Origin of the sequence: Escherichia sp. WS1368, assembly GCF_046487485.1 — a bacterium.
GTDB lineage: Bacteria > Pseudomonadota > Gammaproteobacteria > Enterobacterales > Enterobacteriaceae > Escherichia > Escherichia coli.
In genome coordinates this window covers 102,377-117,760 of sequence record NZ_JBJQJI010000005.1, presented here as the reverse complement: position 1 = coordinate 117,760, position 15,384 = coordinate 102,377, and the positions used below count along the sequence as shown (strand labels likewise).

General features: G+C 53.4%; 6 protein-coding genes. 2 read left to right on the top strand and 4 right to left on the bottom strand.

Features of this window, described 5'->3' with window-relative positions; genetic code table 11:
- Positions 1–2 precede the first annotated feature (2 nt).
- Complete coding sequence (gene iatC, locus ACJHYD_RS12805) at positions 3–11,132, bottom strand: inverse autotransporter adhesin IatC (protein WP_078207437.1); 11,130 nt, start codon at positions 11,130–11,132, stop codon at positions 3–5.
- 200 nt (positions 11,133–11,332) lie between these two features.
- On the bottom strand, positions 11,333–12,517 hold the full coding sequence (gene nepI / locus ACJHYD_RS12800; RefSeq protein ID WP_001288558.1) for a purine ribonucleoside efflux pump NepI: 1,185 nt from the start codon (positions 12,515–12,517) through the stop codon (positions 11,333–11,335).
- 232 nt (positions 12,518–12,749) lie between these two features.
- Here nepI and ACJHYD_RS12795 point away from each other — a divergent pair, with 232 nt between their 5' ends.
- Complete coding sequence (locus ACJHYD_RS12795) at positions 12,750–13,103, top strand: type II toxin-antitoxin system RelE/ParE family toxin (RefSeq protein WP_122989326.1); 354 nt, start codon at positions 12,750–12,752, stop codon at positions 13,101–13,103.
- Positions 13,087–13,410, top strand: coding sequence for a helix-turn-helix domain-containing protein (locus tag ACJHYD_RS12790; RefSeq protein WP_000125643.1), 324 nt, complete (start codon positions 13,087–13,089; stop codon positions 13,408–13,410). The genes ACJHYD_RS12795 and ACJHYD_RS12790 overlap by 17 nt, the downstream gene beginning before the upstream one ends.
- Positions 13,411–13,525: 115 nt before the next feature.
- Here the strand turns inward: ACJHYD_RS12790 and ACJHYD_RS12785 are convergent, their stop codons facing one another.
- Together ACJHYD_RS12785 and adeQ are read right to left on the bottom strand one after the other, a co-directional pair.
- A complete protein-coding gene (locus ACJHYD_RS12785) occupies positions 13,526–13,978 on the bottom strand; it encodes a DUF1198 domain-containing protein (RefSeq protein WP_001295241.1) in 453 nt (150 codons plus the stop codon).
- Positions 13,979–14,030: 52 nt separating this feature from the next.
- Positions 14,031–15,365: an adenine permease AdeQ gene (gene adeQ / locus ACJHYD_RS12780; RefSeq protein ID WP_001551896.1), complete on the bottom strand. Its 1,335-nt coding sequence runs from the start codon at positions 15,363–15,365 to the stop codon at positions 14,031–14,033.
- Positions 15,366–15,384 lie beyond the last annotated feature (19 nt).

Genomic DNA, 15,384 nt, shown 5'->3' with positions numbered 1-15,384 from the left:
CGTTAATAATACTCTACGCACAAGCCAGAAGACTTTCCTGTCCCAAGCTCTGATATACCAGTTTCAGGATTAAATTTCTCGTGTACTCCCATGAGCTGAGTGCTTGTCCAATAATCCGTACCGCTAAAAGCGTTCCCATAAGTTTTTAAATTACCATATTCGCCCCACAACGTACCTACTTTTCGCGGTACTACCCCACCGCTTGGCCGCTGCGCTAATTCTAAAGATGACGGCATTTGACCATAACTACATGAAGTATTTATGATATCCCAGGTATTACTACTGGTAGCACCTAAACTAGTAAACCATTTTTTAATCTTGAATTTAAATACAACATCATTCCCTTTACCATTCTTGGGTTTCCCAGTAATAGTAACTTCACTTCTTATCAGCACAGATAATGTTACTTCTCCATTACTGTCAACATTAATTCCATAAATCCCAGCCGTCCAATTATAATCCGTATTTTTCATATTATGGGTTAGTAACAGCGTGAATTTTGCACCATCAAACCCTGTTTCTGGAAAACCATCTGTCGCCCTGAATTTTACACCATTAACACTCAGTAACTCGACTTCCACAAAAGGAAGGATGGTATAGGATGGTTGTCCGTATATACGCCAACCTTTAATCTCCATAAATGAAGTTAAATTTTCTCCTTCTTGGTAGGCCATATATGTACGTTCATATATTCCATCACCCACATATCTCCATTTTTCCCCTTCTTTTTTTTCTACATTTTGTAAGTACACTGCATCATCCAGCAAATCCAGACCGTTATCCACCGGATTTCCAAAATCATCAACTAATAAAGCACTGACAGGTAAATCCGCCCCTTCCACTACTAAAACTTCTCGTATACGAAGCTGTGAACCAAGCGGACTCACTTCACCTGGTTTAATAGTGTAATTGTTTGAATAATTGGCATCGCTCCAACCAGCCATCTTCAGTTGCGCATTCAAATTCGCTTCCGCAAAATGCGCCATATACTGTCTTTGATATTGCCCATTGCCGTTGTAAACCCAATTATTGCCCTGGATAGGATCCGCATTCCTGACTTGTACGTTTTCCTCATTAAGCTGAACAACACCATCAGTAATAAAGTTACCCTGGGCATCTTTAAGAACAACGGTCACCGTTATGCTATCCCCAGCGATATATATCGTTTTGTCCGCGACAATCGTTGATTGAGTTTTTGCCGCTGCACCTGGTTGTATCCCGTATAGCGAGGACTTAATCTCCGTTGCCCATGTTTTTAATTTCAGACTGGCAACCAGATTTTCGTCGGCAACCCATGCTGTCCAGACAATGGTATATTCACCATTATTCTGCTCGACCCACCGCATAGAATCGGGAGTTGCGCCGCCTACCGCGAAACTATCAATATAAGACTCGATGACTTCTGATGTCAGCCCTAAAGCAGGGTTACCAAACTCATCCCGCAACGTTATTGTGACGGTTAATGGCTCCCCGGCGATATATGCCGATTTATCTGTCCTGATAGCAGAATTTGCCTGCACCGGAGCACCGCTGTGGATGGAATAACTCTCTGATTGTTTACTGCTGCCCCATTCAGACAACTTCAGCGTCGCGTGGTGAGAGTCTCCCGCCATTTGCGCCGACCATGTAGCAGTATAAACACCGGCGTTTTCAGACCATCCTCCTGAACGTACGGCTCCTTCCACTATTACGTTATCACCAGACAGTAAGGACTCGCCCCCTTCAACCAGGTTACCGTGCGCGTCTTTCAGCGTCACGGCGACGGTAATAGTGTCGCCAGCGGTGTAGGCGTTTTTATCCGTAGCGATAGTTGATGTGGCTTGCGCCGGAGAACCGGACTGGATGTCATAGCGATCTGACGTTACGCCATCACTCCACGTCTGCAATTGCAGGTTGGCGTGCTGATTGGTACTGGCAATCGTCGCCATTCGGGTTGTGGTATACACGCCACCTGATTCAACCCAGCTTCCCATTTCTGACGGGTCAGTGCCAGCCACCGTCAGCACACCATCAGCGGCTAACTGTGAAGCTGCACCGGTTACCAGATTATCGAACGCATCCCGGAGCGTTACCGTGATGGTGATTGTCTCTCCAACCGTATAGTTCGACTTATTTGTTTCAACGATTGAAGTGAGTTGCGATGCATCACCAGGTACAAAGGTGACGTTCTGGCTCTGGCTGCTGTTGTTGATGCTGGCGGTGACTGTACTGGTGCCCGCCGTCTGGCTGGTGACACTGATCTCCACCGTGCCATCCGGCTTTGTGGTCATCGTCGGAGCAACCGTTGCGCTGTTGCCCGCCAACACGCTGACCGTCTGCCCGGCAAGCGCATTACCGAACGCATCGGTGACTCTCGCCCGCAGCATATTCGCCATTGCACCGTCTGCCACTGAGTCGTCCTTAATGACCACCAGGTCCGCGATCTTCGCTGTCCTGACATCGGCGATAAACGTCACGTTCCGGCTCTGACTGCTGCTGTTGATGCTGGCAGTGACTGCACTGATTCCCGCCGTCTGGCTGGTTACAGATATCTCCACCGTGCCGTCCGGCTTGGTGGTCACCGTCGGAGTGACCGTTGCGCTGTTGCCTGCCAACACGCTGACCGTCTGTCCGGCAAGCGTATTACCGTTAGCATCGGTGACCTTCACCTGCAGCGTATTCGCCGTCGAACCGTCTGCCTCTGAACCATCCTTAATGACCACCAGATCAGCGATCTTCGCCGTGCTGACATCGGCGATAAATGTCACGTTCCGGCTCAGACTGCTGTTGTTGATGCTGGCTGTGACCGCACTGATCCCCGCCGTCTGGCTGGTAACAGAGATCTCCACTGTACCGTCCGGCTGCGTGGTGACCGTCGGGGCGACCGTTGCGCCGTTGTCCGCCAACACGCTGACCGTCTGCCCGGCAAGCGCATTACCGAATGCATCGGTCACCCTCGCCCGCAGCGTGTTCGCCGTCGCACCGTCCGCCTCTGAACCGTCCTTAATAACCACCAGATCCGCGATCTGCGCCGTCCTGACATCGGCGACAAACGTCACGTTCCGGCTCTGGCTGCTGCTGTTGATGCTGGCAGTGACTGCACTGACTCCCGCCGTCTGGCTGGTGACTGAGATCTCCACCGTACCGTCCGGCTCTGTGATGACCGTCGGGGCAGTCGTTGCGCCGTTGTCCGCCAACACGCTGACCGTCTGCCCGGCTAGCGTGTTCCCGAACGCATCGGTCACCCTCACCCGCAGCGTGTTCGCCGTCGAACCGTCCGCCTCTGAACCATCCTTAATAACCACCAGATCAGCGATCTTCGCCGTGCTGACATCGGCGATAAATGTCACGTTCTGACTCTGACTACTGCTGTTGATGGTTGCAGTGACTGCACTGACTCCCGCCGTCTGGCTGGTGACACTGATTTCCACCGTGCCGTCCGGCTCGGTGATCACCGTTGGGGCAGTCGTTACGCCGTTGTCCGCCAACACGCTGACCGTCTGGCCGCCAAGCGCATTACCGAACGCATCCGTCACCCTCACCCGCAGCATGTTCGCCGTCGAACCGTCTGCCACTGAGCCGTCCTTAATGACCACCAGATCAGCGATCTGCGCCGTCCTGATATCGGCGATAAACGTCACGTTCTGACTCTGACTACTGCTGTTGATGGTTGCAGTGACAGTACTGGTTCCGGCGGTCTGGCTGGTGACTGAGATCTCCACCGTCCCGTCCGGCTCTGTGATTACCGTCGGGGCAGTCGTTGCGCTGTTGTCCGCCAACACGCTGACCGTCTGCCCGGCAAGCGTATTACCGTTAGCATCGGTAACCTTCACTTGCAGCGTGTTCGCCATTGCGCCGTCAGCCACTGAGTTATCCCGGGTGACCACCAGATCCGCGATCTTCGCCGTCCTGACATCGGCGATAAACATCACGTTCTGGCTCGCGGTGCTGTTGTTGATGGTTGCAGTGACTGCACTGACTCCCGCCGTCTGGCTGGTGACACTGATTTCCACCGTGCCGTCCGGCCCTGTGATGACCGTCGGAGACACCGTTGCGCCGTTGCCTGCCGTCACGCTGACCGTCTGCCCGGCAAGTGCATTCCCGAACGCATCGGTCACCCTCGCCCGCAGCGTGTTCGCCGTCGAACCATCTGCCACGGCGTAATCCTGCGTCACTTCCAGCACCGCGATCTGCGCCGTCCTGACATCCGCGACAAACGTCACGTTCCGGCTCAGGCTGCTGCTGTTGATGCTGGCAGTGACAGTACTGGCTCCCGCCGTCTGACTGGTGACACTGATCTCCACCGTGCCGTCCGGCCCTGTGATGACCGTCGGAGACACCGTTGCGCCGTTGCCTCCCAACACGCTGACCGTCTGCCCGGCAAGCGCATTACCGAACGCATCGGTCACCCTCGCCCGCAGCGTGTTCGCCGTCGAACCATCTGCCACGGCGTAATCCTGCGTCACTTCCAGCACCGCGATCTGCGCCGTCCTGACATCCGCAATAAACGTCACGTCCCGGCTCAGGCTGCTGCTGTTGATACTGGCGGTGACTGTACTGGTTCCTGCCGTCTGGCTGGTGACACTGAACTCCACCGTACCGTCCGACTGCGTGGTGACCGTCGGAGTGACCGTTGCGCTGTTGCCTGCCATCACGCTGACCGCCTGCCCGGCAAGTGCATTGCCGAACGCATCGGTCACCCTCGCCCGCAGCGTGTTCGCCGTCGAACCGTCCGCCTCTGAACCATCCTTAATGACCACCAGATCCGCGATCTTCGCCGTCCTGACATCGGCGATAAATGTCACGTTCTGACTCTGAGTACTGCTGTTGATGGTTGCAGTGACTGCACTGACTCCCGCCGTCTGGCTGGTAACAGAGATCTCCACCGTACCGTCCGGCTGCGTGGTGACCGTCGGGGCGACCGTTGCGCCGTTGTCCGCCAACACGCTGACCGTCTGCCCGGCAAGCGCATTACCGAACGCATCGGTGACCCTCACCTGCAGCGTGTTCGCCGTCGAACCGTCCGCCTCTGAACCATCCTTAATGACCACCAGATCAGCGATCTTCGCCGTCCTGACATCGGCAACAAACGTCACGTCCCGGCTCAGGCTGCTGTTGTTGATGGATGCAGTGACAATACTGATCCCCGCCGTCTGGCTGGTGACACTGATCTCCACCGTACCGTCCGGCCCTGTGATGACAGTCGAAGCGACCATTGCACTGTTGTCTGCCGTCACGCTGACCGTCTGTCCGCCAAGCGTATTACCGAATGCATCCGTGACCCTCATCCGCAGCGTGTTCGCCATTGCGCCGTCAGCCACTGAGTTATCCTGGATAACGACCAGATCCGCTATTTTTGCCGTGCTGACATCGGCGACAAACGTCACGTTCCGGCTCAGGCTGCTGCTGTTGATGCTGGCAGTGACTGTACTGGTGCCTGCCGTCTGACTGGTGACACTGATCTCCACCGTGCCATCCGGCTTTGTGGTCACCGTCGAAGCAACCGTTGCGCTGTTGCCTGCCAACACGCTGACCGCCTGTCCGGCAAGCGTATTACCGTTAGCATCGGTGACCTTCACCTGCAGCGTATTCGCCGTCGAACCGTCTGCCACCGCGTTATCCCGGATGACCTCCAGTTCAGCGATCTTCGCCGTCCTGACATCGGCGATAAATGTCACGTCCCGGCTCTGACTGCTGCTGTTGATGCTGGCTGTGACTGCACTGATTCCCGCCGTCTGACTGGTGACACTGATTTCCACCGTGCCGTCCGGCTCGGTGATCACCGTCGGGGCAACCGTTGCGCCGTTGCCTGCCATCACGCTGACCGTCTGTCCGGCAAGTGCATTACCGAATGCATCGGTTACCCTCGCCCGCAGCGTGTTCGCCGTCGAACCGTCTGCCTCTGAACCATCCTTAATGACCACCAGATCAGCGATCTTCGCCGTGCTGACATCGGCGACAAACGTCACGTTCTGGCTCAGGCTGCTGTTGTTAATGCTGGCGGTGACTGTACTGGCTCCGGCGGTCTGACTGGTGACACTGATCTCCACCGTGCCGTCCGGCTGCGTGGTGACCGTCGGAGCAGTCGTGGCACCGTTGCCTGCCATCACGCTGACCGTCTGTCCGGCAAGTGCATTCCCGAACGCATCGGTCACCTTCACCTGCAGCGTGTTCGCCGTCGAACCGTCTGCCTCTGAACCATCCTTAATGACCACCAGATCAGCGATCTTCGCCGTGCTGACATCGGCGATAAATGTCACGTTCTGACTCTGACTACTGCTGTTGATGGTTGCAGTGACTGCACTGACTCCCGCCGTCTGGCTGGTGACACTGATTTCCACCGTGCCGTCCGGCTCGGTGATCACCGTCGGGGCAACCGTTGCGCCGTTGTCCGCCATCACGCTGACCGTCTGTCCATTCAGCGCATTCCCGAACGCATCGGTGACCTTCACCCGCAGCGTGTTCGCCATTGCGCCGTCAGCCACTGAGTTATCCCGGGTAACCTCCAGACTCGCTATCTGCGCCGTCCTGACATCCGCGACAAACGTTACGTTCCGGATCAGGCTGCTGCTGTTAATGCTGGCAGTGACAGTACTGACTCCCGCCGTCTGGCTGGTGACACTGATTTCCACCGTGCCGTCCGGCTGCGTGGTGACCGTCGGAGCAGTCGTGGCACCGTTGTCTGCCAACACGCTGACCGTCTGCCCATTCAGCGTATTCCCGAACGCATCTGTGACCCTCACCCGCAGCGTGTTCGCCATTGCACCGTCTGCCACTGAGTTATCCCGGGTGACTACCAGATCAGCGATCTTCGCCGTCCTGACATCGGCGACAAACGTCACGTTCCGGCTCAGGCTGCTGTTGTTGATACTGGCGGTGATCGCACTGGTTCCGGCGGTCTGGCTGGTGACTGAGATCTCCACCGTGCCGTCCGGCCCTGTGATGACCACCGGAGCAACCGTTGCGCCGTTGTCCGCCGTCACGCTAACCGTCTGGCCGGCAAGTACATTCCCGAACGCATCGGTGACCCTCGCCCGCAGCATATTCGCCATTACACCATCTGCCACTGAGTCGTCCTTAATGACCACCAGATCAGCGATCTTCGCCGTCCTGACATCCGCAATAAACGTCACGTTCCGGCTCAGGCTGCTGTTGTTGATGCTGGCAGTGCCTGTACTGGTTCCGGCTGTCTGGCTGGTGATACTGATCTCCACCGTGCCGTCCGGCTCTGTAGTGACCGTCGGAGACACCGTTGCGCTGTTGTCTGCCATCACGCTGACCGTCTGCCCGGCAAGCGTATTCCCGAACGCATCTGTGACCCTCACCCGCAGCGTGTTCGCCATTGCACCGTCTGCCACTGAGTTATCCCGGGTGACTACCAGATCAGCGATCTTCGCCGTCCTGACATCGGCGACAAACGTCACGTTCCGGCTCTGGCTGCTGTTGTTGACGCTGGCGGTGACCACACTGGTTCCGGCGGTCTGGCTGGTGACTGAGATCTCCACCGTGCCGTCCGGCTCTGTAATCACCGTCGGAGCGACCGTTGCACCGTTGTCCGCCAACACGCTGACCGTCTGCCCGGCAAGCGTATTACCGAACGCATCGGTGACCTTCACCCGCAGCGTGTTCGCCGTCGAACCGTCCGCCTCTGAACCATCCTTAATGACCACCAGCTCCGCGACCTGCGCCGTGCTAACATCAGCAACAAAGTTCACCGTTTTACTATCGCTGCTTTGATTGATCTTAGCCTCAACAGTGCTGGCATCCGCTACGGTACTGCTCAGATCAACCTCTGCCATGCCATGCGCATCCGTCCTGATACCTGCGCTCTGCCCTGCATTGGCAAATACAGCCGCCCCCTTCGTCACCGTAAAGGTGACGGTCTGCTCCGGCAGCACATTGCCAAACTGATCTTCCACCCGGACATTCACTGTATGTCGATCGCTGCCATTCGCCAGCACATCCGGGTTACCCGTTGTCACTTGCATCGCGACAATTTGTGCGCTGGCGGCATCGCCACTAATACTGTAATCATTTGAAGTCAGAGCGTTCGCCCAGCCGGACATCTGTAGCTGTGCTTTTAAACCGGTGCCAGGGAGTAAGGCGGTATACGTTGCGGTATAAATTCCTTTTTGATCTTCATTCCAGGCGATGCTTTCCGCTTTTGTATTTGGCAGCTGGATAGCCAGGTTGATAGCGTCTCGTTGCCCCCCGACCAGGTTTTCATAGCTATCCTTGAGTGTTACCGTAACTTTTATCGCGCCGCCCGCGGTGTAGGTCGTTTTGTCGGTAACGATGGAGGAATAAGCCAACACAGCTCCGCTTTCGCGGATGGCATACGCATCGGATTGCTGCGCGCTACTCCATGTCGATAGTTTCAGCGTGGCGTAATGGCGATCGCCAGCAATCTTCGCGGTTCGGGTGGTGGTGTAAACGCCATCAGACTCTTCGCTCCAGTTACCCGTTTCATTTTTATCTGTACCGCTCACCTCGACCACACCGCTACCCGCCAGCAGCGAAGCCATCCCTTTCACCAGGTTTTTCTGCTCATCCATAAGGGTAACTGACACTTTTATCTTGCCACCCGCGGTGTATGACACATCGTCTGTCTTGATGGTGGAGGTCAGCTGAGAGATATCGCCAGTAATAAAGCTCACTTCCACAGACTGACTACTGCCATTGGTCTCGGCCTTGATAAGACTGTTTACCGCCTGGTCACTGGCAAGGTTAACGCTGGCAATCCCGTCTTTATCTGTCGTCACAATACCGCCATTTGGATCGGCAAAAACCGCCGCACCATTCACGACCGTGAAGGTAACATTTTGTCCCTGCAGTAAATTTTGATGCACATCCCTGACCGTCACAGCGACGGTATTGTGATCGCGTCTGGCAACTGCGTTATTCGCGGTGATCTGCATCGCAGCGATTTTGGCGGTATCTTTATCACCCGCAATACTGAACGCATCCGAATGTTTGGTTTGCCAGCCGGGCATCGTCAGCTGGGCCGTTAATTTGTCGCCAATGAGATGGGCCGTATAGCTTGCTTTGTAAATTCCCTCACTTTCTTCCGTCCAGGCACTAACGGCATCAGCCTTCGTGTTGTCAACTTTAACGGTTTGTTTGAGAAGTTCTTTTCGTCCGGTAACCCCGTTGCCGTTATCATCTCTCAGGGTCACTTTAACGACTATCGGCTTACCCGCGACGTAATTATCCTGGTCTGTCTCAATCGTGGAGTCAGCGCGGGATGCTGTATTCGCCACGATAGCAATCAGTGCTGGCGTCTTAGCGATATCATCGCCGTTAAATTGCGGCATCAGCGATAACGCGCCAGACGTCTTCCCGGCGGTAACTATTTGGGTATAGGTTCCGTTACCGTTGTCTTTCCATTCGCTTAAGGCGAAATCCTGCAAACCTTTCACCTGTGTTTTTAACGTCATACCTGGGATTGGCTTGCCGCTGGAATCTCGCGCGGTATAGGTCAGCGTTGAGGTTGATTTTCCATCAGCAAGCAGGATTTGCAGATCGACAGAAAGCGTTGAACCGGCGAGGCTTAATGTGGGTTTTTCCACGACCACCATACTTTCTTCACGCCGGGAGAAATTTCCTTTCGAATCTTCCGCTGTAACCGCTATCGGGTAAGTGTTGTCGGTTTCAGGCATTGCCGTGAATCGGTAGGGAGGAATAGTGACCTGAATATCCTTGCCGGAAACAGCTACTTTTCCGCCCGCTGATTGCAGGGAGGCGGCTTCAATGTCATAACCTTTCAGCGCATATTTGGTTTGTAAGGAAGAAACCAGCGATTTAACCTCACCCGGCTTGCCTTTCAACGGATCGGTCAGCGTCAGCCGCACCAGCTCTTTCTTGCGATATTCGAGGACAATATTGTTATTACGATCGACCAGGTCATAGCGACTGCCCACAAGGCTACGTCGTGCTGCAACTTCAGCCGGATCGAGCTGTTTTTGCAGTGAATGGCCGGGTTGCAACGTCAACTCCATACCAATTCGGGTGTCGTTTTCTCCCTGTTTGCCCTGCCGTTGCTCGGCACTAAAGGAGATCAGAGGAACAGGGGTATAACTCAAACCTGCGGTAATCGCGTGAGGATCATTTTGACGCTCGTCTTTACCAAACAGCGCCACTTCATCGCCATAATATTGTTCATAGACCACCTTGCCGCCCAGCTGCGGCCAGGCCGGTAACCAGCCTTCGGCGCGAAGATCCCAACCGTTCGCCGGACGTGCTTCATAGTCATTGTCGAGTTCCGGTGCACTACGCCAGTTACTCAGGCGCAGATAACCGTTGCCGCTCAGTTTCAGGTAATCGCGCCAGTATTCAACGCCCATCCCGGTTCGGGTGTGATAGCGGGTCAGGTCATGATCGATAAACATATTGACGCCAGACATCCAGCTCGATGTGAAATAACGCCAGCCGATACCGTGGTTGGTTTGAGTGCGATTATCCGTACGGTGAAGTGTGTGCTGGCTGAAGACCAGGTTATCCGGCGTTTCGTACCAGGGATGGAGAAATTCAAATGACGAGCTTTTAAGGCTGAAATCTTCATCCACACCAAGAGATACCCGGGCAGTTCCCCAACGACTGAGCCAGTCCGTTGCCTGCGCAGATGCAGAAGAAGCCACCCAGCCACGCGCCATACTCGCCGCCTGTTCGCTGTCCATATCGCGAGCTAAAAGTGTTCCGCTTTGCTGCGCCATTTCCGCGACCTGCATTTGCGGATCTTTGCCGTCGCGCTCCATCTGCATTGCTTTCAGGTTGCGCGCTTCGGGGCTATTACTGTTAATGAGGGGCACATCTATTTCATCGCCCTGACGCACATTGTCAAAGCCCCGCGCAAAGGTACGGAACTGATTCAGGCGACGTAATTCATCAACGGTGATACCAAAGCGTGCCGCGACCGTTGGTGGCGATTCCAACGCACCCAGGGTATATGGAATAGTTTTAACGTTCGGCAGGATCAGTGACGCGGCAGTATCCGAGTGCGCAGGATTAATATGCGTAGGGGCAGCAGCCATAACAGGGAAAATAGTTTGTGTTATCAGGCAAATACCTGCGGTCAGACGACGTAAACGATCCCCCAATCCACATATGGTGTTATCGCCCCGACGATCGCCATTCCCATGCGCTTTCCCTGCCATTTGTCATCCCTGTCGCTATGCGTTCAGATTAAATGACCTTTCTTTAACATGAGAGAAAATGATGATTCATGATTAGCAAATGATGAATACAGGCGGAATAATGGAAATAACAACAAGATAAGAACAATACCTGATCAATGGTTATCAGGGGAAGAACAGGAGAGCTTCCCGCCAGAGCAGTAACCCCTCCTGTAAATACGTTACTTCATTTTCACCTTTGCGGTGACCAATAACGCCGTCAGCAACATCAATGTGCCGGACAACATCAACGGCGAAGTCAGACCAATATTATCCAGCGCATAACCGCCGATTGCCGCGCCACAGGTATTAGCAAGCTGAATAACCGCCACCTGAATTGACCCGGCTTTTTCTGCCTGATCGGCCAGTGAGCGGGTGATCCACGTTGACCAGCCGACCGGAACCAATGCAAAAGTTAGCCCCCAGATAATTGCCACGCCGGTAGCAACGATTTTATCGCTTCCCCACAACGTCAGCACCAACGCACTCACAGCCAGTATTAACGGCGCGCCTGCTAAGGCCAGTTTTACCGAACGTTTAAGAATGAACGACGAAAGCGACGTACCAATAAAGCTGGCAATGCCAAAACTCAACAGCACCAGCGTTAAGCCATCCACGCCGAATCCCGCCAGGTTCATATACACCGGGCGAATATACGTGAAGAAAGCAAACTGCCCGGCGAAAGACATGAAGATGGCGATCATCCCTGCCATCACACCCGGACGTTGTAATAAGCGGAAAGTATTTTGTTTCTGATGCGAGGGTTCGCCTGGCAGTGAAGGCAATGATTTGATAATCCAGAAAATACACAGCACGCCCATCACCGCCGCCGCATTAAAGACATTGCGCCAACCGATAAGCTCGCCTAAAAAACTGCCCAACGGCGCGGCAATCACCAGCGCAATAGAAACCGCGCCGAAGATCACCGACAGCGCCTTCGGCACCGTACGCGGCGGTACCAGACGCATGGTCAGCGACGCCGACATCGCCCAGAACCCGCCCAGCGCCAGCCCCAGACAGGCACGACCGATTAAAAGCAAACTGAATGAGTTGGCAAAGGAAACCAGCAAACAGGAGAGCGTCAGCAAAACGGCAAACAAAATAACAACGTAGCGGCGGTCAGTGGCCTGAATTGTCTGGGTAATAAACAAACTGGCAAACATTGCCACAAAGGCGGTCACGGTCACCGATTGCCCGGCAACCCCCTCCGAAATGCCTAAATCCTGGGCCATTGGCGTCAACAAACTGACGGGCAAAAACTCAACGATAATCAGACAGGCGACGCAAAACGCCACCGAGAAAACGGCTGACCAGTTCGGTCGGGTGATGACATCCGCGCCGCGGTTTTCGGCAATAAATTCACTCATGGTGTTACCCGTGGCATGTTTCAGGGGAAAAGCCGACCACTTTAACATTGAAATGTGTGACGCATTTAACGTTTTTGCAACTTTTACGGTGTTGTGGGAAAGTTCGAGGCTGCTCGAAGAAATAAAAATCATAGGGCAAGGTGATATGTATTTTCGCGATTGTGTTGGGAACAAGGGATAAAGTATTGCACTTGGTGATATACTTTAATAACAGGATCTCAACGATATGCGCGTGTTTAAAACCAAATGGTTTGCAAGGGAAGCCAGGTCTCATGCAATAACAGATGAAGAGTTGTGCCGGGCCATTTTAGAAACGGAACAAGGTAAAGCTGATGCACTTGGCGGTGGCGTTTTTAAAAAGCGCCTTCACCAAAATCGTGAGCGTGCAATTATTCTGGCGAAAGGGGGAATCAATTGGTTTTACACGTTTTTATATGCAAAACAGGATATGTCGAACATTAATAGTCAGGAACTGGCTGGGTTTCGTGAACTTGCAAAGCATTATGCCTTCCTGACGAAAGCCCAACTGACAGCAATGATTAACACTAAAGAACTGACAGAGATCTGCTATGACTGCAAAAACTAAATTTAAAAGTCCTGCATTTGAGGCTATTCACAGCGCAGCGGCTGGATTGTCCAGCGTCGATGCGATTTCTGCCGAAACGATGCGTACTTTTGACAAAGCCTGCCTGACCAGCGTGCAAGACTTACAACCTGTTGAGATAAAAGCACTGCGGGAAAAATTAAAAGTGAGTCAGCCCGTCTTCGCTCACTATCTCAATACCAGCGTTTCAACTGTACAAAAATGGGAAAGTGGCGCTAAACGCCCCAATGGCATTTCATTAAAACTGCTCAGCATTGTGCAAAAACACGGGCTGGAGGTGCTGCTGTAAATAGAACGTAGATAATGCGTTCACCAACTGTCAGTTCCGATACCGGATGCGGCGTGAACGCCTTATCCACCCTACAGGTCAGGCGCGGTCTGTAGGCTGATAAGACGAAGCGGTTTTAATGCAGCCAGTGAACGCCCTCGGCAGGCTGAAAGAACGCGTTATAGCGCATCTGAAAAGCATTAATATCCTGCATTTCAGGTTCGGTTTCGCGCAGAAAACCCAGCGCCAGCCTGACCTGAGCATCGGTAATCGGCGCGGCAAGGCGGGCTTTTTGTAAAATCCGATGCCATTGCAGCAGGTTCTGTTCGCTACCATCGACAATGACAATTTGCCAGATGAGCAATACCTGCGCGGCGTTTTGCAGGTGCGACTCATCCGGGCGATGCAAATAACGTAAAAATTCGTCACCGGCTGACTTTCCCATTTGATCGACCATCGACTCCACGGGTACGACATCGATATTCAGCCGATCGCTGAGACGGCGAATCGCTTTTCTGGCCCCGGATGTCAGCACCCGAAAACCAACCACAAACACTACCGCCAGCGTGGCGAGCATTATCCAGATCATGAGTTCTCCTGCGTAATCAGAACTCATGATATCTGGAAACCCTCGCCAGTTACTAATCCACCAAAATAATCTTCAGTGCAAACAGAGCTGCGACCACCACCACACACAGGTTCAGATCGCGCCAGCGCCCGGTGCATACTTTCATGATGCAGTACGACATAAAGCCAAGTGCAATCCCTTCGGTGATCGAGAAAGTAAAGGGCATCATCACCGTGGTAATAAACGCAGGCACCGATTCGGTAAAATCATCCCAGTTAACGCGCGCCAGGCTCGAAGTCATCAGCACGCCAACAAAGATTAACGCTCCGGCGGTTGCGTAAGGAGGAACCATCGCCACCAGCGGTGAGAAGAACATAACTAACAGGAACATAACGCCGACCACGACAGCCGTCAGCCCCGTGCGACCACCGACCGCCACACCAGAAGTACTTTCAATATAGGCAGTAACAGATGAGGTACCAATAAATGCGCCTGCCACCGAACTGACGCTATCAACATACAGCGCTTTATTCATATTGGGGAATTGACCGTTACTATCTATTAAGCCAGCTTTATCAGTTACACCAATTAATGTTCCTGATGAATCAAATAGGTTGATCAGCATAAAGGAGAAAATGATACCGGCGAGTTCAAGTGTTAACGCGCCGCTCAAATCTACTTCACCAATGACGCCGCTAATATCAGGCGGAATGGAATAGACACCGCTAAAATGAACATCACCGAAAAATAATCCACAGCAAGACGTCACCACAATAGAAACAAGCACCGCGGCATGAAAATGACGTGATGACAACACGGTTATAATAAAAAACCCTAAAATACCTAACAACACGCCGTGAGAACTTAAATCGCCAATCATCACCAGGGTGTCTTTATTGGCGACAATAACGCCAGTGTTTTTTAATCCCATTAAGGCAATAAATAATCCGATTCCGCTGGTGATGCCAATACGTAAACTTAATGGAATGTTGGAGATCATCCAGTAACGGATACGAAACAGCGTGAGCAAAAATAGCCCAATTGCGCCCCAGAATATCGCGCCCATCCCGGTCTGCCAGGAGATACCCATCGCCCCCACGACCACGAACGCAAAGAAGGCGTTCAGCCCCATTGCCGGAGCCAGCGCCACGGGTAAGTTAGCAAATATCCCCATCGCAATACTGCCGATACCGGCAATCAAACAGGTGGTAACAAACACCACTTTCGGGTCCATTTGTGCCGCGCCGAGGATTTGCGGGTTCACAAAAACGATGTACACCATGGTTAAAAAAGTGGTCATCCCCGCAATCAATTCTGTGCGGACGGTGGTCCCATGCTGAGGTAGTTTAAATAATCGCGAAAGCGTCCCTGATTCATTACTCAAGTAATCGGTATTGTCATTATTCATTTTTTTGTCCATTGGAGGA

Bases quoted from the DNA above. Each gene is read 5' to 3' on its own strand.
- ACJHYD_RS12785 (WP_001295241.1), bottom strand. From the start codon at position 13,978: ATGATCTGGATAATGCTCGCCACGCTGGCGGTAGTGTTTGTGGTTGGT.
- nepI (WP_001288558.1), bottom strand. From the start codon at position 12,517: ATGAGTGAATTTATTGCCGAAAACCGCGGCGCGGATGTCATCACCCGA.
- iatC (WP_078207437.1), bottom strand. From the start codon at position 11,132: ATGGCAGGGAAAGCGCATGGGAATGGCGATCGTCGGGGCGATAACACC.
- adeQ (WP_001551896.1), bottom strand. From the start codon at position 15,365: ATGAATAATGACAATACCGATTACTTGAGTAATGAATCAGGGACGCTT.
- ACJHYD_RS12790 (WP_000125643.1), top strand. From the start codon at position 13,087: ATGACTGCAAAAACTAAATTTAAAAGTCCTGCATTTGAGGCTATTCAC.